General features: G+C 45.5%; 20 protein-coding genes and 1 pseudogene. 16 read left to right on the top strand and 5 right to left on the bottom strand.

Features of this window, described 5'->3' with window-relative positions:
• Window positions 1–101 precede the first annotated feature (101 nt).
• The 6 genes and pseudogenes from Xish_RS10750 (at window position 102) to Xish_RS10775 (ending at window position 7,178) form a co-directional block, all read left to right on the top strand.
• Window positions 102–339, top strand: a pseudogene (locus Xish_RS10750) (HTH-like domain-containing protein).
• A gap of 5 nt (window positions 340–344) precedes the next feature.
• Window positions 345–692, top strand: coding sequence for a phospholipase D-like domain-containing protein (locus tag Xish_RS10755; RefSeq protein ID WP_208614818.1), 348 nt, complete (start codon window positions 345–347; stop codon window positions 690–692).
• Between the two features lie 157 nt (window positions 693–849).
• On the top strand, window positions 850–1,326 hold the full coding sequence (locus Xish_RS10760) for a DUF4391 domain-containing protein (RefSeq protein WP_099117856.1): 477 nt from the start codon (window positions 850–852) through the stop codon (window positions 1,324–1,326).
• Window positions 1,313–2,104, top strand: coding sequence for a hypothetical protein (locus Xish_RS10765; protein ID WP_099117857.1), 792 nt, complete (start codon window positions 1,313–1,315; stop codon window positions 2,102–2,104). The genes Xish_RS10760 and Xish_RS10765 overlap by 14 nt, the downstream gene beginning before the upstream one ends.
• Window positions 2,105–2,149: 45 nt before the next feature.
• Complete coding sequence (locus Xish_RS10770; protein WP_099117858.1) at window positions 2,150–3,985, top strand: site-specific DNA-methyltransferase; 1,836 nt, start codon at window positions 2,150–2,152, stop codon at window positions 3,983–3,985.
• Between the two features lie 10 nt (window positions 3,986–3,995).
• A complete protein-coding gene (locus Xish_RS10775) occupies window positions 3,996–7,178 on the top strand; it encodes a type III restriction-modification system endonuclease (protein WP_099117859.1) in 3,183 nt (1,060 codons plus the stop codon).
• A 217-nt stretch (window positions 7,179–7,395) separates the two neighbouring features.
• Here the strand turns inward: Xish_RS10775 and Xish_RS10780 are convergent, their stop codons facing one another.
• A complete protein-coding gene (locus tag Xish_RS10780; protein ID WP_099117860.1) occupies window positions 7,396–7,683 on the bottom strand; it encodes a hypothetical protein in 288 nt (95 codons plus the stop codon).
• Between the two features lie 26 nt (window positions 7,684–7,709).
• Complete coding sequence (locus tag Xish_RS18960; RefSeq protein WP_341865770.1) at window positions 7,710–8,030, bottom strand: transposase; 321 nt, start codon at window positions 8,028–8,030, stop codon at window positions 7,710–7,712.
• Here Xish_RS18960 and Xish_RS10790 point away from each other — a divergent pair.
• The 6 genes from Xish_RS10790 (at window position 7,981) to Xish_RS10815 (ending at window position 12,888) form a co-directional block, all read left to right on the top strand.
• The gene (locus tag Xish_RS10790) at window positions 7,981–8,391 is read left to right on the top strand and encodes a hypothetical protein (RefSeq protein WP_244185998.1); all 411 of its coding nucleotides are present in this window, start codon (window positions 7,981–7,983) and stop codon (window positions 8,389–8,391) included. The two genes, Xish_RS18960 and Xish_RS10790, sit on opposite strands and share 50 nt — an antisense overlap.
• Window positions 8,392–8,407: 16 nt before the next feature.
• The gene (locus Xish_RS10795; protein ID WP_099117861.1) at window positions 8,408–8,716 is read left to right on the top strand and encodes a TA system toxin CbtA family protein; all 309 of its coding nucleotides are present in this window, start codon (window positions 8,408–8,410) and stop codon (window positions 8,714–8,716) included.
• Window positions 8,717–8,805: 89 nt separating this feature from the next.
• Entirely contained in the window at window positions 8,806–9,729 is a 924-nt protein-coding gene (locus Xish_RS10800) for a DUF1281 domain-containing protein (RefSeq protein WP_099117862.1), read from the top strand.
• Window positions 9,730–9,830: 101 nt separating this feature from the next.
• Complete coding sequence (locus Xish_RS10805; protein ID WP_099117863.1) at window positions 9,831–10,520, top strand: N-6 DNA methylase; 690 nt, start codon at window positions 9,831–9,833, stop codon at window positions 10,518–10,520.
• Between the two features lie 228 nt (window positions 10,521–10,748).
• Complete coding sequence (locus Xish_RS10810) at window positions 10,749–11,780, top strand: TraI domain-containing protein (RefSeq protein WP_099117864.1); 1,032 nt, start codon at window positions 10,749–10,751, stop codon at window positions 11,778–11,780.
• 79 nt (window positions 11,781–11,859) lie between these two features.
• A complete protein-coding gene (locus Xish_RS10815; protein WP_099118731.1) occupies window positions 11,860–12,888 on the top strand; it encodes a tyrosine-type recombinase/integrase in 1,029 nt (342 codons plus the stop codon).
• 37 nt (window positions 12,889–12,925) lie between these two features.
• Here Xish_RS10815 and Xish_RS18605 read toward each other — a convergent pair whose 3' ends face one another.
• From Xish_RS18605 to Xish_RS10825, 3 genes are all read right to left on the bottom strand, one after another.
• Window positions 12,926–13,093: a hypothetical protein gene (locus tag Xish_RS18605; RefSeq protein ID WP_167383256.1), complete on the bottom strand. Its 168-nt coding sequence runs from the start codon at window positions 13,091–13,093 to the stop codon at window positions 12,926–12,928.
• Between the two features lie 431 nt (window positions 13,094–13,524).
• Window positions 13,525–13,794 carry a helix-turn-helix domain-containing protein gene (locus Xish_RS10820; protein WP_099117865.1) on the bottom strand — a complete coding sequence of 90 codons (270 nt, stop codon included), beginning with the start codon at window positions 13,792–13,794 and terminating at the stop codon, window positions 13,525–13,527.
• A 255-nt stretch (window positions 13,795–14,049) separates the two neighbouring features.
• A complete protein-coding gene (locus tag Xish_RS10825) occupies window positions 14,050–14,919 on the bottom strand; it encodes an integrase domain-containing protein (protein WP_099117866.1) in 870 nt (289 codons plus the stop codon).
• A 673-nt stretch (window positions 14,920–15,592) separates the two neighbouring features.
• On the opposite strand from Xish_RS10825, the gene Xish_RS10830 reads away from it, so the two are divergent.
• The 4 genes from Xish_RS10830 (at window position 15,593) to Xish_RS10845 (ending at window position 20,571) form a co-directional block, all read left to right on the top strand.
• Window positions 15,593–15,880: a hypothetical protein gene (locus Xish_RS10830; protein ID WP_099117867.1), complete on the top strand. Its 288-nt coding sequence runs from the start codon at window positions 15,593–15,595 to the stop codon at window positions 15,878–15,880.
• A gap of 100 nt (window positions 15,881–15,980) precedes the next feature.
• Window positions 15,981–17,738 (top strand): type VI secretion system baseplate subunit TssF, encoded by a 1,758-nt coding sequence (locus Xish_RS10835; protein ID WP_099117868.1) that lies wholly within the window; start codon window positions 15,981–15,983, stop codon window positions 17,736–17,738.
• Between the two features lie 44 nt (window positions 17,739–17,782).
• Entirely contained in the window at window positions 17,783–19,789 is a 2,007-nt protein-coding gene (locus Xish_RS10840) for a type VI secretion system Vgr family protein (RefSeq protein ID WP_099117869.1), read from the top strand.
• Between the two features lie 68 nt (window positions 19,790–19,857).
• Window positions 19,858–20,571 (top strand): DUF4123 domain-containing protein, encoded by a 714-nt coding sequence (locus Xish_RS10845; RefSeq protein ID WP_244186125.1) that lies wholly within the window; start codon window positions 19,858–19,860, stop codon window positions 20,569–20,571.
• The last annotated feature ends 7 nt before the right edge of the window (window positions 20,572–20,578 follow it).

Below are 20,578 nucleotides of genomic sequence, written 5' to 3' on the forward strand. Positions count from 1 at the left end.
TAACTGTCCCTATTAAGAGCATGATATTCTCTCGGTGATAGCAATTTTAGCTAATTTTGCTAGAATCCAAGGTCATTTCTATGAATCGTATTGAGTATATTATGAACAAAGTGATTATAGAAGAGATCAAGCAAGCTCTTACCTCGGCTCCACGTAACGGATTTATGGCTGAACTTCACTTACAGTCTATTAAGTATGCTGAAGAGTTAGGCAATATAACAGCAAGAGAATTCTGTGAAGAGTTAGGTCTTAAACCTAGCTACGGGCACAGAGTTTAGCAAGATGAGAAATCTTACGATTCGACTCAAAGTTGCTGGTCTAGTTACGGAGAAAATCTAATCACTATGCTCATTGATAACGTAACGACCAAAGTCTCAGATACACTTACCGATACGATTCAACTGAATGATAAGCTTTCCGTCATGATGGGGCTTTTTTCTATCTACGCCTTTGATCATCTCAAAGATTCTTTAAATAAGATAGATTCGGCTCGATTGCTCTTCTCGCAAGCCAAAGGGTTTGATGCTCAGAGCATCACTTCACCTTTTGGTTCGCTCAATGGTTCAGAACTAGAAAACAAAATCCGCAATCAGCTAAACCAAAAAGCAATAGCAAAAGAGTTTGCCCGTTGGTTAGAGGAAAAAGTTGCTGTGCGTTTGGTTAAACAAGCAGGAGCGTTCATCAACACATAATGCACGTTTCTTCATCTTCAAACTCAGTAGCGATTAATGGTGCTCAATTTAACGGTCAAGGCATAGGTCTAACTGAGACAAATGGTTTTGATATGATCGGCCTCGCTAACTCTGAACAAGCGAAAGAGCTACTTGGTTTTTTCAATAGGGTAAGCGAATCAGTCAGGCAGATAATTCAAAATTGGTCATTGAACATTATTACAATAGTCAATGGTTCAACATTGGAAGTTTGAAGAACAATGAGAACAAATTTTTGAACGATTTTTCGCTGAAAAATGTATCAAACATCAATTTTTTTGAACTGTATCAGAATTTTATTTCTATGATTATAAATTTAGAAGTAAGCCACCTGTCTCATACTTATGTCCCTCTAAATACACATATATTTAAGAATGACTTATTGAGTCATTCTTTTAATCAAGAGATTAACGTTAATCGAAAGTTTATCCTTAATAAAATTAAAGAGCTTGAATTAGAACTTAATGCCATAAAAAAGAAGATTAAGGATGAAACGCAAATGAAAGAAAAGTTAGCGTTGAACTTCAAAGCTAAAAATATTAAAGATGAATTGTCAATCTTAAAAACAAGTATTTTAAATATAATTATAGTAGGTGAAAAGGATGCCAATTTATAAAGATATAGGCAATGATAGGCTGGCAGCTATTGAGTGGGCAAGTAAAAAGCTTGATAACTCTATTGATAGACCAAATATGAATAGTAGAGGTATCTCGGAAGCCTTAGATGACAAAATAATGGGAGATGTAGCAACCATTGCAGTGTGTAAGTATCTCCGAGAAGTGGGTTTTGCTGCAATTGCTTATGACCAGATTAGAAACGATGATTTTAAAAATCCAGATCCCGGGTGGGATGTTGCAGTTTCGAAGGATAAGAGATTACTAAATCATTGGGCTAACATGACTGATGAACCTACAATTGTCCCTAGCTTTGCATTATCCGTATCTGTAAAATCATCTAGATTACCAAAGGGTGATGATATCTATAGTGCTATCCAAAGAAGAGATTTTAAGATTTTCAACTTAAATAATAATCAAATTTCTTTAGATTTAACTGCTGATATTGAAACTCAGGTTTACTATGAACTAGAAAAAACTCAGTTGCATAACTTACAAGTAATGCATCGAGATGTTGTTGAGGCAACTCTTGATAGAAAAAATTGTAAAGTAATAGATGAAAAATTAATGATACATTTTCGGTATAGTCAATGTATCTTATCAAGGTGGAACTTTTCTCAGGATATTATCACGAAGACCAATATGAGACTTCAAAAAAATCAGGGCATCACTTGGAGTTCTTTTGGGAAAAGTATGTGGATTGCACCTCTGTTGGAAGGTTACTCTTTTCAAAAGATTGGCATCTTAAATGATAAGCTAAGTAAATTGACTGTTAGGTAATGTGCATATTTTGTAATGGCTTTGTAAATGTTTTGAGGGGTTGATGTGGAAAAAATTATATTAAGCAATGAAGAAGCATCTAGTTTGAATGTTACAGAAATGAATATTCAACAGATAAAGAACCTCTTTCCAGAAGCGTTTTCTGAAGGAGTGATCGACTTTGATACTTTAAGATCTCTTCTTTTAGAAAATGGTGCCAAAATATACGATCAAAAAGAAGAACGTTTTGGTTTTACTTGGGCAGGGAAAAGTAGAGCAAGGCAGATTGCACAAACAGTATCGAATGGAACTTTAAGACCTTCTTTTGAGAATTTTAACTCTGATTTCTTTTCAGATAATGTCTTTGTAGAAGGCGATAATCTCGAAGTTTTAAAGTTGTTACAGAAATCATATCATAAATCAATTAAATTGATCTATATAGATCCACCATATAACACTGGCAAAGACTTTGTATATAAAGACAATTTTCATGATAATTTAACAAATTACTTTAAGCAAACAGGTCAGTTGGATGAGTTTGGTAGAAAGTTAAGCACAAACTCTGAAACATCAGGACGCTATCACTCAGATTGGTTATCTATGATGTATCCAAGACTTAAGCTTGCGAGAAACCTTTTATCAGAAGATGGTGCAATATTTATTTCTATAGATGATGGTGAGCAAAGTAATCTTAAACAAATATGTGACGAGATATTCGGAGAAGACAACTTTGTTAATAATATAATTTGGCAGAAAAAATATTCTCCACAAAATGATGCCAAATGGTTGTCCGATAACCACGACTTCATACTCTGCTATGCGAAAAACAAAAGTATCTGGCGACCAAATTTATTAGCTAGGACAGATAAACAAAATACGGCATACAAAAACCCTGACAATGATCCTCGTGGTGACTGGAAGTCAACTGATTTATCAGTCAAAACTTACTCTCTCAACAATGATTATGAAATAACTACGCCATCTGGACGTATTGTAACACCGCCTGAATCAAGATGTTGGAGTGTAAGTAAAGAAAAGTTTGCAGAACTTGTTGCCGACAACAGAATTTGGTTTGGGGCTTCTGGTAACAATGTCCCCTCATTAAAGAAATTTATAACGGAAGTAAAAGATGGTGTAACACCTCTAACGCTATGGACTTATGAAGAGGTAGGGCATAATCAAACAGCCAAACAGGAGCTAAAAAAACTCTTTCCAGATTCAAAAGAAGTATTCGATACACCAAAGCCGGTATCACTGATTAACAGAATTATCGACATTGGTTCTGACAAAGATTCAATCATTTTGGATTTCTTTGCAGGCAGTGGTACTACAGCTCATGCTGTGATGGAAAAAAATAGCAAAGATAATGGAAAAAGACGATTTATAACGGTTCAATTACCAGAACCTACAGGAAAAAGTGAGTTCAAGTTTATTTCAGATTTTACTTACGAAAGAATTTCAAGAGCAAGTAAAGCTCTTGGTTATAAAATTCCAATGAAATTTAGACTTGATTCTACCAATATTAGAACTTGGGACGCAGACTTTGACAATCTAGAACAAGTGCTTCAACAAGCTACCAAGTCAATCAAAGATGGTCGTTCTAGCGAAGATGTTTTATATGAAATCTTCCTAAAATATGGCTATGAATTAACCACACCAGTAAAAACTGAAACTGTGAACGGTAAAACCGTCTTTATAGTTGGTACAGGTGCTTTGATTGTTTGCCTAGATGATGAAATCACGACTGAAACGGTAGAAGGTATCGCCAAGCTGAAAGCTGAGTTAGCCCCTGAAACGACTCAAGTAGTTTTCAAAGATGAAGGCTTTGCTGATGATAGAGTTAAAACCAATGCTATTCAGATCTTGAAACAAGCTGGAATCGAAGATGTTAAGAGCATTTAAGGGATAAATTATGTCTGAAATGAAGATAAAGTTTAATCCTGATCTAGCGCATCAAAAAGATGCGATTAATGCGGTAGTAGGTATATTTGAAGGACAGGAAACATTCCAATCTAATTTTTCTGTTTCATTAAATACGCTTGCTAATGAGCAGTTAGGCTTATTCGCAAAGAACAATGATATTGGTGTTGCAAACGCTCTTACTCTTTTGCCAGAAGAATTGTACGAAAACACACGAAATGTCCAGATTATTAATGGATTATTGCAAACTGAAACATCAAAGCAAGCTCTTCCAAGTCTCGATTTCACAATTGAGATGGAAACTGGAACGGGTAAAACCTACGTTTATCTGCGTAGCATATTTGAACTGAATCAACGTCATGGACTAACCAAGTTCATCATTGTTGTTCCTTCTGTTGCGATCAAAGAGGGTGTTTATAAATCTCTGCAAATAACAGAAGAGCATTTTAGAAAAGAGTATAAGAATGTCCAGTATGATTACTTTGTATACGACTCTTCTAAGCGTGAGCAAGTAAGAAACTTCGCAACAAATGATTATATCCAGATCATGGTAATCAACATTGACGCTTTTAGTAAGTCTTTCATTGATCCAGAGAAAGAAACTACTGCAAACTTGATTCACCGAACCGATGATCGATTGAACGGTATGAAGCCAATTGAGTTCATTCAAGCGACTAATCCAGTTGTTTTGATTGATGAACCTCAATCCGTGGCATCTACAGCGAACCGTAAAAAAGCAATTGCTAGTTTAAACCCTCTGTGCACATTCCGTTATTCAGCAACACTGACTGAAAAGTTTAATTTACTTTATAAGCTTGATTCGATTGATGCTTATGCTCGACAGCTTGTTAAACAGATTGAAGTTGCGTCATTGGAAGTTAAAGACCATCACAATCAAGCTTATATTAAGTTGATTAGTGTCGATAACAAAAAGTCACCAATCACAGCGAAGGTTGAGATTGATGCTCAAACCAAAACGGGTAAGTTACAGCCACGTAAGACAATAACAGTTAAGAGTGGAACGGATTTATTTGAAGCTTCAGGTGGTCGCACAGTGTACGAAGGATATGTAATCAATGACATTTATTGTGAGGAAGGTAATGAATATATCGATTTTACAAGCCGTGATGACATTATCGAGCTAGGACAAGCAATCGGTGAAGTTGATCAAGACACTTACAAGCGTTTGCAAATCTCTAAAACTGTTGAAGAACATCTAGAAAAAGAACTTAAATTTTTCAAAAAAATTACTACTGGCGTTGATGTAATGGATCACTCTAAAGTGATGAGTCAGAAAGGTATCAAAGTTCTTAGCTTGTTCTTTATCGACAAAGTAGCAAACTACCGTGGCTATACAAAAGATGGTGTGCCGATCCAAGGTAAGTTTGCACAGTGGTTTGAAGAAGAGTTCATTCAACAACTTAGAAAACCAAAGTATCGTGTCTTATACCCGTCTATTTGGGATAAGGATAGTTCAGGTAAGCTGGTTTTGAATGAGCAAGCCTTAAAAGAATTGGCAAGTTCAGTTCACAATGGCTATTTTGCTCAAGACAAGAAAAAAGATGCAACAGGAAGTCCTCTTTTCGCTGAATCTAAGTTAGCGGCTAATGGTGAAGGTGGTAAAACTGCTGCTGATGAATCAGCCTATAACTTGATTATGAAAGATAAAGAGAAGCTACTTTCTATTGATGAGAAATTACGCTTTATCTTTAGCCACTCAGCACTGAAAGAGGGTTGGGATAACCCTAACGTATTCCAGATATGCACGTTGAACGAAACCAATTCGGTAATGAAGAAACGACAAGAGATTGGTCGTGGTTTGCGTTTAGCAGTAGATCAATCGGGTGAACGTGTTCCTTACGGCTTTGAAGTTAATACTCTTACTGTTATGGCGAACGAATCTTACGAGCAGTTTGTATCAGAACTTCAAAAAGAAATTGAGAAAGAAGAAGGTATTAAGTTTGGTGCTATTGAAAAACATCAATTTGCTAATATCCTTATTTCTAAGGAGTTTGATAAAAAAGAGTTTCTTGGTGCTAAAAAATCAGAAGAGATCTACCAACATCTAGCCGATACAGGTTACATCGACAAGAACGGTAAGATCCAAGATTCACTTAAGGCTGATCTAGCTGATAACTCAGTGAGTCTTCCGGACAGTGTAAAAGAATACTCTGATGCAATTTTAGCAACACTCACCAAAGTGTCTAAAGGCTTGAGCATTAAGAAGCATGAAGAGAAGAAGACGGCAACTCTGCGTGAAGATAATGGTAAGCAGGTTGTTCTTGGCGATGATTTTAAGGCTCTTTGGGATCGTATTAAGTATAAAACGACTTATAGAGTAGATTTTAGCGTTGCTGAATTAGTTGAAAAATGTATCAAAGAAATTTGTGCGTCAGTCGCTGTAGCGAGTGCGAAATTTGAATACAAGAAAGTCAAAGTTGCTATAACAGAAGCGGAACTTGAAACATTTGATGAAGAGTCAAAGATTCAATACTACCGTAATAGAAACTTCCAATTGCCTGATGTTGTGACTTATCTAGAGTCAAATACAAACCTAACGCGTAAGACCGTAGTTCAAATCTTGCTTGGCTTAGGTGACAAACTGGAAGCGTTCAAGAATAACCCTCAACGTTTTATCGAACTGGCTAGTGAAGTGATCCGTAAACAAATGCGTCTCGCAATTGTCGATGGTATTACTTACCACCGTATCGGTGATGAAGAGTATTATGCTCAAGAGTTGTTCCAAGAAGAAGAGCTCACGGGCTACCTCAAGAATATGGTAGGAGCAAATAAGTCTGTTTACGACTACATCATTTGTGATTCAGACACAGAGATCGAATTTGCTGAAAAACTTGAAGCATCGTCTGATGTTAAGCTTTATGCAAAACTACCTGCTTGGTTCAAGATTGATACCCCTCTAGGCAGTTATAACCCCGATTGGGCGGTTTTAATCGACAAAGAAGATGGTATGGATGATCAGCTCTACTTTGTAGTAGAAACGAAATCTAGTATCTTCTCCGATGATTTGAGAGCGTCTGAACAGGCAAAAATTAACTGTGGTATGGCTCACTTTGAAGCATTGTCGAAAGATAAAGAGGGTAATGCTCTTGAGAATCCTGCTAAGTTCGTCAAGGCTGATTCTTATGATACTTTCGCAACACACCTAGAAGAATAAATGTAATGGGTAGTCACATCGTGGCTACCAATTTTACAGAATGAGAATGATATGGAATTCAAAAAAATTCAAAACATTAAACAACTTGTATGTTTGGGCCGATGCAAAGTTTGAAGTCATTGGAATAAACCGTACGAGATTCAGTTCGCCAGTCGGCCCTCTCTGTCAGCTGTATTAGCTCAAACTCGATCTGATGAGATGGACGTCCCGTATGGCGTCAATTGTACCAAAATGAAATAAGCATATTCATTTTATGGGAGCGTCCATCATGTATCATAAAATTCTCGGTATTGATCTCGCTAAATCTGTTTTTCAGCTTTGTTTGCTTACTGGTTGTAGTTGCCCCCACTAAAACGGACATTTTTAGCTTGCCATATTGAGAGCCCGATACTCTCTCGGTGACATCATTTTCAACCACACTGTGTGGATGGTGGTTATTATATACATTCTGTTCCGGTAAAAAACCTGTCTCAACAACTATAGCAGAATCAACATAACCTGACATATTCAATATGTTCCGTAAACAACTCATCAACTGAACATCTTTTTTGCCTCCTTATCGCTTTTGCTCCGCCCCATTTGTGTCAAATCCGGGCTATAAGCGGGAAGCCATTCCAGTTGACATCTGCTGTCTGCTATCGCTTGTGTCGTGTCATTCCGTTTATGGAAAGGCGCATTATCCATCACTATCACTGCTCCGTGTGGAAGCTTTGGCAGCAAATCTTGCGTCATCCACGTATAAAAAACATCGGCATTAATATTCTCGGTAAATAAGCTTAAGGTGACGAAGGTATTTTCGAGAATGAGCGAAGCTTTCTCGGTTATGGAGGTGGTGCAGCGGCTGAAGGTTATCCATTTACTGGGGGACTGGCCGGTGTCGGAGACTCCATCCGGTCAGGTGGTGTGTGTGTTTTTTCCGTTAACCGTCATGATTTATGACGCCGGGGACAGAAAAGTGCTCGGTGGCCGGTTTTATGACGAAATTGTCTGGGCGCAGCCGGTGACGCTGGCCTCAGCGCGCCTGTCACTGGAAAAGCGACAGCAGCAGTTGTGTCAGTCGGCGGTATTTGAGCAGAGCTGGCAGAATATCCCGGCCGCCCGGGCATTGTGGCATGAGGCGCACTTACTGTCGCTGCATGGGGTTTCGCCCCGTTATCAACAGTGCCGTGAAGTGCAGGATATTCTCCGGCACAGCACGACAGTCAGTATTTAACGTGTGAGATATTACTATGGCACCTTTACGTTTAACCGTCTGGCAGGTGATTGCCGGCACGCTGCTGAAACGGCATTTTGGCCTGAACCTGAATGATACGGCCCTGTGTGATGCTGACACGGTGGCTGAACTGATGGCCAGTGGCGTCCAGCCCTTTGAAGCCATCAATGCGTTGGTGGATAAATACGATTTAACCCGGCTGAATGCGCAGGGTATCCAGAGCAGTACACCGTATCTGGGTATTCATGATGAACTGAGGGCGATTTTCGACAGCGGTATTACCGAAACGCTGCTCAGTCAGGACACCGGGTCACAGCCCGAATAACCTATTTTTCAATCACCCATCGGGGGAGCGGTGCCCTGATGGCGCGGTTCCTCCGGTTTATGCTTATTCATCCAATGAGGAACCTGACCATGGCAGAATGGTATACTAATCAACTGGACATCACCGGTAAGTCGGTGTGTATTGACGTAATGCAGCAATGGGTCTGCGGGGAAGAACCCCCCCGTTACCGCCAGGCGGTACAGCAAAGCCTGCGGCTGTTTCTGGCCGGCTGTGCGGGGATACTGAAACCGACTAAACCGCAAACCTATGCGCCTTACCCGGCACTGGTGTGCGGCACGGCGGCGCCGACGGCACAGAACCTGGCCTTTGAACAGTGGCTTAAGTTGTTGCAGGATAATGTGCCGTTAAACAGTGACAACATTAAACGGACCGATAACCTGTACCGCCAGTCCTGTCTCAGCCTGGTGCGCTGGGACAATGTACCGGCGCCGGCGCGTGACATTATCACCCGTCTCCTGACCCGCCAGTATACCGACTGGTTTGGCATGGTGGGCTGGTCTGAAACTATCGATATCGGCGCGTGCTGGGATAAGCTGAACACTTACCCTGAATCGGCGCAGCCCTGCGATATGCTGATGATAATGCCGACCTGCCTTGCCACCGAGATTAACGGCAACAGTGGCTTGCTCAAAGGCATCGCGACTCCGGCGCAGTTTTACGACGCGCAATACGGTATGGAATGGCCGTTGGGTCACCATGTCCGCTGGGAGCGCCGGCATGTCAGCAGCCTGACCGTGCGCTTTGATTCCCCCTGGGCACCCCCGTCGGCCGAACTGATGGGCGAGCTGTCATCGGTGTTTGACTGTGAAATCCGCCACTGGTACAGCGAACCGTCAGGAAGCCTCAAAGGTTACGATTGCTATGACCAGGGTGAGCATGTGGACAGTGGCAACGGGCTGTCAGGACGGGAGAACCGGCCTGCGCTTTATCTGGTCAACGATGACAAACGGGCGGTGAACCTGCCCGTGCCGGCCATTGCCGTTGGGCAGTAACGCATTGCTTATTTAAACTATACCAACCGAATGGGGAAGCACGTTCCCCTTTCGGGACGCGTTTTCCTTTTTCTTTTTTTGTTCTTCAGGGAAAACAGGTGATGGCATCTCAACCCGATTATCAGAAAGACTTTATTTCTTTGTTTAACCAGACGGCACGTGACCACCGTCGTTATCAGGTTTTTCAGGATTTTTGCAATTGTGCAATGACCGCCATTCACAATAAATACCATTATTGTGAGGCGCTGGAGCAGTATTACCTGAAAACCATCAATAAGTACGAACGGGAGGATGTTGACCGGATTGTAGAACTCTTTTCCTGTACCGTGCTGGGACTGGCGCAGGAACCCGGTGATTTTCTGGGCAGTGTGTTTATGGCGCTTGATTTAGGTAATAAAGAACTTAATCAGTTTTTTACCCCCTGGTGCGTGGCCAGAATGATGGCGGAGATGCAGTTGCAGGATGTCTCTGCACGCTTGCAGGAGAAACCCTTTGTCACCCTGTACGAGCCGGCCTGTGGGGCGGGTTGTATGACGCTGGCCGCTGCCGACGTCTTGAGAGCGCAGGGGCATGATCCGTTATGCAGTCTGTGGGTATCAGCGATTGATATTGATCCGCTGGCCGCGGTGATGGCCTACATCCAGCTTGCCCTGACCGGCATTCCGGCCGCGGTCACCATTGGCAATGCCCTGCATGATGGCGGCAGTCAGCGAACCCGCTATACACCGGCACATTATCTGGGTAACTGGTCGAACCGTTTACGGGAGCATCAACAGCCACAGGCAGCCTGAATTTTTCTCAGTATTTATTCTATTGTTCTCATGCGCCTTTCGGGGCGCTTTCTTACTTTTGAGTAGTATTAATGCATTGATTTATAATTAGAATTAAAGTGACCCGGTAAATGAATCCATGGATGAATCGGGTCAGTTTAATTTTCATTTTCGCAAAAAGAGTTTCTCCTTGTTTCCGATTGGGATCCACCGACACTGAGCCCAATTTGAACCGAAAGAGGAAAGACCATGTTTGAACGTTTTAAATCGCATTTTGCCCGCCAGTCTGCCACACCGCAAAAATCCCCCGAGCAACAACCGGCCGCTATTCGTGACAGCCGGGGCTATTTCCGGCCGCAATCGGCTGACGAGTTACTGGCAACGCCCCTGCGCCGCCAGTGTCTTCAGCAATTATGGCAAAACAGTGCCTTGCCGGAAGGGCTGTATCAGCGTTTCTATCTTGCACCGGTGAAGCAATTACTGGGCAGTGTCCAGCAAGTACCCGCTACGTCGGAAGGTGACTGGTCAGGGGCAGGGGGATTTGCCGACCTGACGCTGCAATTTACCACCTGTGCCGTGCGGCTGGCGAAAGGGCATCTGTTACCACCGGGGGCGGCACCCGAAACGCAGGCGGCACAGAGCCTGTTGTGGCAGGCGGTGGTGTTCTGGGCGGCGTTGTTTTACCACCTGCCGTTATTGCGGCAGCTCGAAGGAGAACTGGAAGACGGGCATGTCTGGCAACCGGGCATGGGTATCCCCGATAAACCGTTTCGTTTCCGTTTTCGCGCACCGGAGAACATACCGTCGGTTCCGCAGGAAGTGTTGCTGGCTGCCTGTTTGTTACCAGAAAAAGCCATGATGTGGCTGGTGAGCGTACCGGCAGTCTGGCATTGTCTGATGCAGCATCTCAATGGGCGTCCCTCCACTGTTCCGCTGATAGATACCTTACTTCAGGATGCGGCCGGGCAGGTTCATTCCCCTTTGTGGGTGAAACCGACGGTTTCGCTGTCTCCGGTGACGGAGACGGCGTTCTCTGCCGACTGTAACTCTGTGCCGGAAACGGCATCTCCGCCTCCCGTCAGTGATATAACAAGCCCGCTGCCATCTCCCTCTGACGATACCCTGACATTATTATCCTTATTTCAGTCACCTGATGGGTCTTCGCCGCAAAATCAGGGAAAAAGTCACCCCCCTGCCTCGAAACTGACCAAATGGTCAAAACGGGAGAAAGAAAGTATTGCCCCTGACAGTCACCTGCATTCATCATTTAAAGATAAATAATTCAAACAGTTATTTTTATTTTATTGCCGCGAATTGTTTTTGGACAGGAAACGGCAGGATGAGCCGAGGAAAAAATAATATGTTGCACACAGCAGAACCCCTCAGTTGGGAAGCGCTATTAGAAGAGTACTTTTTTTCACATATCCTGCGACCGGATACCGAATGGAGTTATCGTAAGGTCACACGGGGTTTTATCCGGTTTATGGGGGAAGCGGTATCACCGGCGCAGATCACTCACCGGGATGTGTTGCGGTGGCGGCGCCATCTTCTGGTGGAAAAAAAGCAGTCGAGCCATACCTGGAACAATAAGGTAGCCCACCTGCGGGCGATTTTTAATTTCGGTATGGCGCAAAAATTGCTGCCCCACACCGACAACCCGTTTAACCACGCCGTGGTTAAAAAAGAGAAGAAAAAGAAGAAGATTTTGAGTCAGTCGCAGATAACCCGTATTAACCTGTTGATGGGGAAGTTTGCGGAAGAAGAAAGAACCGACGTGATGCCACGGGGAGGGCGGTGTGCGCTGTACCCAACCTGGTATTGGTCAACCGTGCTGGCGACATTGCGCTTTACGGGGATGCGCCAGAACCAGTTACTGCACCTGCGGCTGCGGGATATTAACCTGGAAAGCAATTATATTGAACTGGGGCTGGAAGGCAGTAAAAACCACAGCGAATGGGAGATACCGATTATTCCGCAACTCAAACCCTGGCTGGCACAACTCGTGGCAAGGGCGATGGCTGCCGGTGCTGAAGGCCACGATCCAATTTTCGATCTCAGCCGGTTAAGTGTGCCGCACCCCAGCCGGCTTTCCCGTTACCAATATGATATCAATCGGGAAAAACAACAGCTCCGTTCTTTCTTTCGTCGGCTGTCCAGGGAGTGTGATTTTGCCGTCTCGCCTCACCGTTTTCGCCATACCGTGGCCACGACGCTGATGAAAGCGCCGGATCGGAACCTGCCGTTGGTGAAAAGATTACTGGGGCATCGTAATGTCGCGACCACGATGGAGTACATTGATCTCGATATGGAAGTGACGGGGAAAACACTGGAGCGGGAGCTGGGATTGTACACCGATCGTTCTGATGAGCCTGCCGGTGAGAAGGAATAAAGCGGATTAAAAAAATCAGGGCAGATCGCAGGATGGATTAAGGAGGAGATAGCGTGAGCTGCCCTGCATCAACAGTGATGGGATGGAAAAAAGCGTTCATGCTGATCCGGTATCCCGTCGTGAAGTTTTCACCTGACTTGACATCAGAATCAATTACTGAAATCATTACCTTAAACAAGAAAAGGGCAACTGATAAAACAGCCACCCTGTCATCTTGTCTTAAATGTTCTTATCGACTAAACAGTACAAATTGAACTGATTAGGCTTTAACATTTAATTAACTATTGATTCTTTTTCGCGCTTTTGTCAGGAAATTTAATAACCTAGGACAAACCCGCATGGAAATTTGGTGCCCGGAGGCGGAATCGAAAAACATTGTAACTCGTTGAATATGCAAAGTCTATAACCTGACTTTCCTTTTATGCCCCTTTTAATGCCCCCAGATTTTTTTGCTTACCGTTTCTTTTTTATCTAACTGATTTTGCTTATTTATATCATTCATTGTGCGCTTTTTAATCATCTTAAAGCAAAAAAGCCGTGAGGGTTAAAAATGGTCAAATTGGGCTGCCATTTTACACTCAGGGCTTGATATAAAAAATGTTCATTTTTACGACATCGATCACAAATTGAAGCGGGTTATTCCTGTGGCTTAGAGCGGGCTTTCCTTTCTAATAATTCACCAGTATAAGAATCGAAATAACGGCTTGGCCAGATTTCTGAGGGATGGATACCGAGATAATTTGCGATAATCCACTCGCCTTTAGGCCACTGCCTGCTGAGTGCATTTGCTAATGTTGATGAACTGAGTCCCGCTTCACGAGAGACCGCCGCTAAGGTTGTACCGCGCTTACGTAATGCAGCAATAATATCGGCCTGATGCCAATCATTCCTAACGTTATTATTCATTCCTGCTACCCCTTTCCATTAATTAATATTGATGGTGGCGATTCAGACAGGGTTAGCAGACCGGCGCTTACTCCGGCGAGACGTGAGTCTCCCCCACCTGAATCGCCATAGAAAAGGCGAATGCAGGCACACTGGTAAAACATCTTACCAGTGTATAAGCGCACAAGGCTGCTAAACCTTGACCATTAGATTGTGCTAATGGCGGGAATACTTTAACTGATTGTTTTATCTAACTCAATAACTGAACGGCTAAGTTTAACAGCTATAAACCCGCTCTACATAACGCCCGCGACCATCACCGTGCCCTAAATCCATTGATACCAGTGCTCTTGCTTCCTGACGGCTAAACCCCTTTTGTTGGTAAAAATTAAGCGCATCCTGCGCCCACGCATAGCGCAGACTATGAGGAGAATAGCGGCCTGTTAAACCAATCTTTGTGGTATGCGTCCGCCAGTAATTCATGGCTTGTTTGAGATCCGGTTTATCAATCAACCTGCCGCCACGTTGTTCTGCAATAACAATCGCCTGTTCAACAGCCTCTTTCACCGCTGCGATATCCAGTACGCGGGTTTGCCTTGGCCGGCCGCCTTTTGTACCGAAGACAACATGCAGTTTCGGTTCTGATTGCTCTAACTGTTTACGCCAGCTTTTCAATGAAGCACTGCATTGCACCGCTTCCTGAGAACGTAATCCCAGCAATCGGGCGAGTTTCAGTGTGACGGCAAATCCAACATCACGTTCTAGTGCCTTCTGATAAACAACCTGAAACGTGGCATCAGGGATCGCTTGTTTTGTTCCGGCGCGGCTGGTGCCGCTTAATCCCAATGCCTGATTGCTTAAACGCGGCGAGGTTTCCAGCTTCTCCCGACCTGCCATGCGAAAGATATTACGCAGTGCAGCCATTTCATTTTGCACCGTTCGCTTGGCAATCCCCTGAGACAAACGGGCATCAACATACTGTTCCACATGCTTGGCTTTCAAATTCTTAAGGCTTTTCACCTGAATATTCAGGCTCAATAACAACGCGCCCAAACGTTCGGCGATCTGAATGCGATCATGGCAGGTCTTATGGCTGCCGCCGCCTTGCCGGGCAAAAAATTTTAATTCCTTAATCAATCGACTCATTAGCTTCTCCCGCGACCTATACCTGACAACATGCAATCTCTGGCGCGCGACCATTCTGGCAAAACAGAAAAACCTGCTTTGCCCTTGATCGATATCTGTGCGCCAGAGTGAACGCAAGTTGAGGTATTGCGGGGTATCGGTTGAGTACACGGTACTGCCGCCTGTATGAACAGGTCATCCCCACCGGCGAAAAGCCAGCCTCGATATCGTCAAGTTCTCCTTTTTCAATCTAAAAATGCAGTGTCAGATTCACTGAGTGGTGAAGCAGGCGTGAGCCTGTCAGAGTTGTGTTGCCCTTTAGTTGCGGCGTCACTTTCAGCGGTAACCCGCAAAAAGTGACGCCTTGAGTTTTCAAACAATCAGTAAAGACTATGCAAGTGTTGAAATACCAACGGGTACAGCAAAACGCCGCCAGATTCAATGTCAAACGGTAGTCATGCGTTAATGGTTTAGCGGTAGAACAATTGTCTGTTGAATAATTCAGACAGGGCTAGATAAAAGTATGAACGGATGCGCAAAAGCCATCCAGTTGTTCATTGAAGATAAACAGGATTTATGTTGATTTGAAAAGTCAGTGTATGAACCCACGTTCAACACCCTTCGGCGACAAGATAACAACACCTTTTGGGCGTATTTTTAGTTTAAGAAACCTTCATTATCAGACAAGGGGTTTATGTCTGACAATATCTGCTTCCAAAGGTGGGCAGATGTACCGCAATGCTTGCTCTCCCTTGCAGGCTACGGGAGTTTTCATTCGCCACCCGAAGGCGATCCTGACAGGCGAGGGATCATTTTTGTAGAGAAAGATATTAACGGTCAGACAGGCGAGAGTCAAACCGTTAAGGATTCCTGCCAGCCTGATTTTTGCCTGAATTACCGTGCATATGCCGATGATCCCCCTATATTCTGCCAGCACCAGCCAAAAACTGGATTTAATTCGTTAATTAATTTGATTGATTAATGTGTAGAATAAATGTGCTTTTCTGTTCAGCTATGCATTTTATCTCGCTGAGATTCAGCATGATACTGAAGCCTAATTGATAAAACACAAGTTAAATTCAATGAAAAACAACAAAGAATCGCTTTATCTAAAAGAGCGCGCTTACCTGAGAGAGCTGGCTGAGCACATCGCGAAAGAGTCACCGCATCTGGCTGAGTTTCTGGTTTCCTCTCATGACCCTGATATTGCCCGTGTTTTCGAAGCCTTTGCGTTTTTGATTGCCAATCTGCGGGACAAGCTGGAAGATAATTTTCCCGAAATTGTTCACGGCATTCTCTCCCGTATCTGGCCGTTAGCCCTGTCTCCTATTCCACCGACGACGATAGTACAATTTACGCCCACAGATGATGAACATCAGGGCACTGCCGAGATCCCGATCAGTACATCGGTGTCTGCCAGCCTTAACGGGCAGTTGATCAACTTTAAAACCTGCCGTCCTTTACATATTGAACCGTTGATTGTCCAGGAGCGCGCAGTCAGGAAAACCGGCACTCACAGTGAAATTATTCTGACCCTGTGCCAGACCGGCACGGCATCCCCGGTCTGGCAAAGTGGCGCATTAACTTTTTTCCTTGGCACTGACACCGAAAAGGCCGCCCAGCTCAGTCTGTGGCTGGATCAACATATTTGTGAGGTCAGCCTGAACACGCAGGGCAAGCAGCGAAAGCTGCGCGGTTTTCCTTATGGCTGGCATGATCTGCTTGATAGTCCGGTACTGCCTGTGCCCAAAAATACGTATTCCGGTCTGCAACCGTTGGTGGAATATTATGCACTATCCCAACTGTATAACTTTGTCACGCTGGATATCAGCAGCAGTTGCGCAAAAGTCCCGCTGAATGACGATGGCACGTTTGAGCTGATTTTGCGTTTCGGGGGCGAATTGCCACTGGAGGATGTCGAGGGGGCATTTTTGTTGGGTTGTGTGCCGGCGATCCATCTGGAAAACCAGGCCAGCCCGCCTGTCCGGTTGGAAGCCGGTAATCACCGCTATCCGCTGCCATTGGGGGGATCGGTGTGCTTGTACCGGCTGCGGGAGGTTCAGGTGGTGGTACAGCCCGAAGACAGGGAGCAGCGTGGCACGCCTTATCACTGGCTGCCGATTGAGCAGTTTGTTCCCGCAGGGCGTTTTTTCGATGATGATGCACAGCCCGACACGTTTTACTACCAGCTCCAGACCGAGCAGGATTTTCTGGGCAGGATCCAACATCGGCTGTGTTTTTTTGATTTGACCGGTAAACCGGCAAACAACTTACCTGCCATTGAGGTTTCGTGTTATTTCACTGGCTACCATGAACAGGCGCTGGGATTAACGCAAGATACTATTACCGTGACGCAAGAAAATTCGCCGTCTCATCTCAGCGTCCACAATATCACGCCGGTCACCACTGATTATCCGCCATTGTTACAGGAAAATAACGGCTGGCCGCTGCTTTCCTGTCTTTCCAGCCCACCGATGATGCTGTTTGCCACCGACAGCCTGAAACAGTTTCTCCGGTTGTTTGACCCGTATGCTGACACGCATCGCCCCTTGAGCCGTCAGTTCCAGCAACACATTGACGGCATTGTACAGGTGGAAGAGCGTCTGACTGACCGGATGCGGCGGGGGCGCCCCATTCGCGGGCATTTACTCTCACTGACGCTGAACCCTGATTGTTATCGTAATCAGGGAGAAATGTATCGCTTCTGCCGGTTAATCAATCAGGCACTGGCTTGTTTTATCACCCAATCTTCGTTTGTCATGCTGGAGATTTTCACCCCTGACAGTCACAAGGGGCTATGGCAGTTCTGGCATGTCGATGGGTTACGCCCGGCCATGTAACCGATTAAGGAACGCATGACGTCAACCATAAGGAAAACATTAACATGAAAAGTGGATTACGCTTTGTCTGCCACATCGCCGGTGTGCCGGAAGACACTTTTGCTGTGGGGGAGTTTTCCCTGCAAGAGGGATTATCCGAACTCTTTACCCTGAACATGACACTGGTCAGAACGGGCAACCCGAATCCGTTTAAACCACAGGCAGAGATTGATTTGGCCTCGCTGCTGATGCAGGAAGCGGTACTGCAAATCTTTCACGGGGCAACCGAGCAGCGCAAAATCACCGGCATCACCTCCCATGCGGACTGGGTGGGCACCGATGGTAATAAGACAATCTATTCCGTCACCGTCCGCCCTGCCTGCTGGCGGCTGACGCTCAATCAGGACAGCCGAATTTATCATCAGCAAAATGTGCCGGCCATTTTAAACAGCCTGCTGAAAAAACATCGGGTGAAAGCCGATTCGAAGCTCTACGATGTGCATCAGGAGCGGGAATATGTGACCCAGAAACGGGAATCCGATTATGCATTTTTCAGCCGGTTAGCCGCGGAAGAAGGTATCAGTTTCTGGTTTGAGGATGATACGCTGTTTTTCAGTGACAGCCATCTGGGTATGACCGCTGGCTTACCGCTGCAATACCAGCCCCAGCCGGAAACCGCGCATGGGGTAGATACGATTTATCAGGTACGGTTAGGCGTCGGCATGAGTCCGCAGCGCAGCCTGCACAAAGATTTCAACCCCGAAAACCCGCGCTATCACCTCTCCCATATGCACAGCAGCGAAGGTTTCCGCGATTTTGGTAGCCAGACCCCCTATACCGTGTTTGAAAGTTACGGGCGTTTTCAGAAAGATGCCGCCGCCATCCCATTTTTAAAATACCGGCAGGAAGCGCTGGACAACCAGAAACAGACCGGCAGCGGTAGCAGTAACTGCATCAAACTGATGCCGGGCAAAATTTTCGAGATAAAAAATCATCCCCATAAACTGCTTAATGTTCGCTGGCAGGTGGTCGGTATCAGCCATCACGGTCGCTGCCCGCAGGCATTGGGAAATGATGCCGGTGAAGGCACCACGCTTTCCAACCAGTTCAGTTTTATTTCCGGTCTGGATGATTATCGTCCGCCTTTCCACTACAAGCCTCTGGCAGATGGCGATGAAACTGCCATCGTGGTCGGTCCGGAAGGTGAGGAAATCTTCGTTAATAAAGACGGGGCGATTAAAGTCCATTTTCACTGGAACCGCTATGACCCACCGGATGATGGTGCCTCGTGCTGGGTGCGCGTAGCTCAGGGCTGGAATGGTAACGGCTTTGGTTTTATGGCGATACCCCGTATCGGGCAGGAAGTGATTATCTCTTACCTGAACGGCGATATCGACCGCCCCATCGTCACCGGCTGTGTCTATAACGGCCTGAACCGCCCACCACTGGATTTGCCGGCTCAAAAAACTCGTACCACGTTTAAAACCAAAACCCACAAAGGCAAAGGCTTTAACGAACTGCGCTTTGAGGATGCGAAAGACAGCGAAGAAATCTATCTCCACGGCCAGAAAGATCTGACTGCCCATATCGAAAACGATTCCTACTGGCATATCAAACATGACCAGAAGAGCCGCATCGATAACAACCGTTACCACGATATCCGCGCCGATGACCATCATCAGGTCGCCGGTTCGCGCAAAATCACCACCGAAGGGGATGTCTCCCACCGGATTGCCGGCAGCCAGCATATCCAGACCGGCGACGCGACTGTGATTGACAGCGGACAGGAAATCCACCTGAAAAGTGGCGGCAAGGTCGTACTGGAAGCGGCAGCCGAAATCACGCTGAAAGTGGGTGGCAGTTTTCTCAAAGTCACACCGGGCGGCATTCTCTGCTCACCGATTAATGTTGGACAAGGTTCAGGCGGCAGCGGGCGCGGGGTTTCACTGCAATTACCGGAGGGGGTGGAGCCATTGCCGATGGTGGAATTTCCGGTCAAAAAATATTGTGCATTGCAGGCTCAGGAGAATGCAGCCTGGGTGATTAAATCCCCGCAGGGAGGTCAGTCATGACTGATTCTACCCAAAAAACAAGCTGGGCAACCTGGCTGGGCGGATCTGACAAATCGCCAGTTTACCTGATGATCAACCCGCTTTCGGTGCCTAATCCTGTCAACACGCTCTATGTGAACAACTGGGTTGAACAGGCTTTCCCCCTGTATAGCGGTACATCGCTTGCTCACCTGATGGAGCAGGGACCGTGGCTTATTCAGCCGAAAATGGACTGTCTGTCCACGTTTGCTCGTCTGCTCGACCACCGCGCGTTCAGTGACGGCAGTTGGGGCTGGGCATACCGTAGCGATACGGGCTGGCAGGCACAACTGGATCACTGGCAACGTCACCAGCTCGTGACCCTGCGGGATGAACAGGTCGTCTTCCGGCTCATGGATACGCGTATTCTGCGGGTATTGATGCCCGCGATGCAGCCGACAGACTGGACATCTCTGCTTAACCCGGTCACTGAGCTGATGGTGGATATGCCTGAACCGACGGTTTTTCTTCGACCGACACAATGCCCGTTCAGCCAGATTGAACGCCCTTTTGTACTGGAGCCGCACCTGATTGCCGCGTGGGAACAGTCCGATTTTGCACTGGAAGGACTCGCAAAAACGCTGATGTATGAACTGTGGGAAGCACAGGGCGAACTGGCACTGAAGCGGGATACTCCCGAAGGTACTTTGATCCGTGACCTTGAAAAATGGCTGCGTCAGCACCGCCAACAGGGTTCACGTTTACAGGCGCTGACCCTCCATGACTTTCTGGCAGGAAGCGAGATTGATGCACAACGTACTTAATCAATAA

Source organism: Xenorhabdus ishibashii, assembly GCF_002632755.1.
GTDB classification, from domain to species: Bacteria; Pseudomonadota; Gammaproteobacteria; order Enterobacterales; family Enterobacteriaceae; genus Xenorhabdus; species Xenorhabdus ishibashii.

Bases quoted from the DNA above. Each gene is read 5' to 3' on its own strand.
- Xish_RS10755 (WP_208614818.1), top strand. From the start codon at position 345: ATGCTCATTGATAACGTAACGACCAAAGTCTCAGATACACTTACCGAT.
- Xish_RS10765 (WP_099117857.1), top strand. From the start codon at position 1,313: ATGCCAATTTATAAAGATATAGGCAATGATAGGCTGGCAGCTATTGAG.
- Xish_RS10775 (WP_099117859.1), top strand. From the start codon at position 3,996: ATGTCTGAAATGAAGATAAAGTTTAATCCTGATCTAGCGCATCAAAAA.
- Xish_RS10780 (WP_099117860.1), bottom strand. From the start codon at position 7,683: ATGTCAGGTTATGTTGATTCTGCTATAGTTGTTGAGACAGGTTTTTTA.
- Xish_RS10790 (WP_244185998.1), top strand. From the start codon at position 7,981: ATGAGCGAAGCTTTCTCGGTTATGGAGGTGGTGCAGCGGCTGAAGGTT.
- Xish_RS10795 (WP_099117861.1), top strand. From the start codon at position 8,408: ATGGCACCTTTACGTTTAACCGTCTGGCAGGTGATTGCCGGCACGCTG.
- Xish_RS10800 (WP_099117862.1), top strand. From the start codon at position 8,806: ATGGCAGAATGGTATACTAATCAACTGGACATCACCGGTAAGTCGGTG.
- Xish_RS10805 (WP_099117863.1), top strand. From the start codon at position 9,831: ATGGCATCTCAACCCGATTATCAGAAAGACTTTATTTCTTTGTTTAAC.
- Xish_RS10810 (WP_099117864.1), top strand. From the start codon at position 10,749: ATGTTTGAACGTTTTAAATCGCATTTTGCCCGCCAGTCTGCCACACCG.
- Xish_RS10815 (WP_099118731.1), top strand. From the start codon at position 11,860: ATGTTGCACACAGCAGAACCCCTCAGTTGGGAAGCGCTATTAGAAGAG.
- Xish_RS10820 (WP_099117865.1), bottom strand. From the start codon at position 13,794: ATGAATAATAACGTTAGGAATGATTGGCATCAGGCCGATATTATTGCT.
- Xish_RS10825 (WP_099117866.1), bottom strand. From the start codon at position 14,919: ATGAGTCGATTGATTAAGGAATTAAAATTTTTTGCCCGGCAAGGCGGC.
- Xish_RS10830 (WP_099117867.1), top strand. From the start codon at position 15,593: ATGTCTGACAATATCTGCTTCCAAAGGTGGGCAGATGTACCGCAATGC.
- Xish_RS10835 (WP_099117868.1), top strand. From the start codon at position 15,981: ATGAAAAACAACAAAGAATCGCTTTATCTAAAAGAGCGCGCTTACCTG.
- Xish_RS10840 (WP_099117869.1), top strand. From the start codon at position 17,783: ATGAAAAGTGGATTACGCTTTGTCTGCCACATCGCCGGTGTGCCGGAA.
- Xish_RS10845 (WP_244186125.1), top strand. From the start codon at position 19,858: ATGATCAACCCGCTTTCGGTGCCTAATCCTGTCAACACGCTCTATGTG.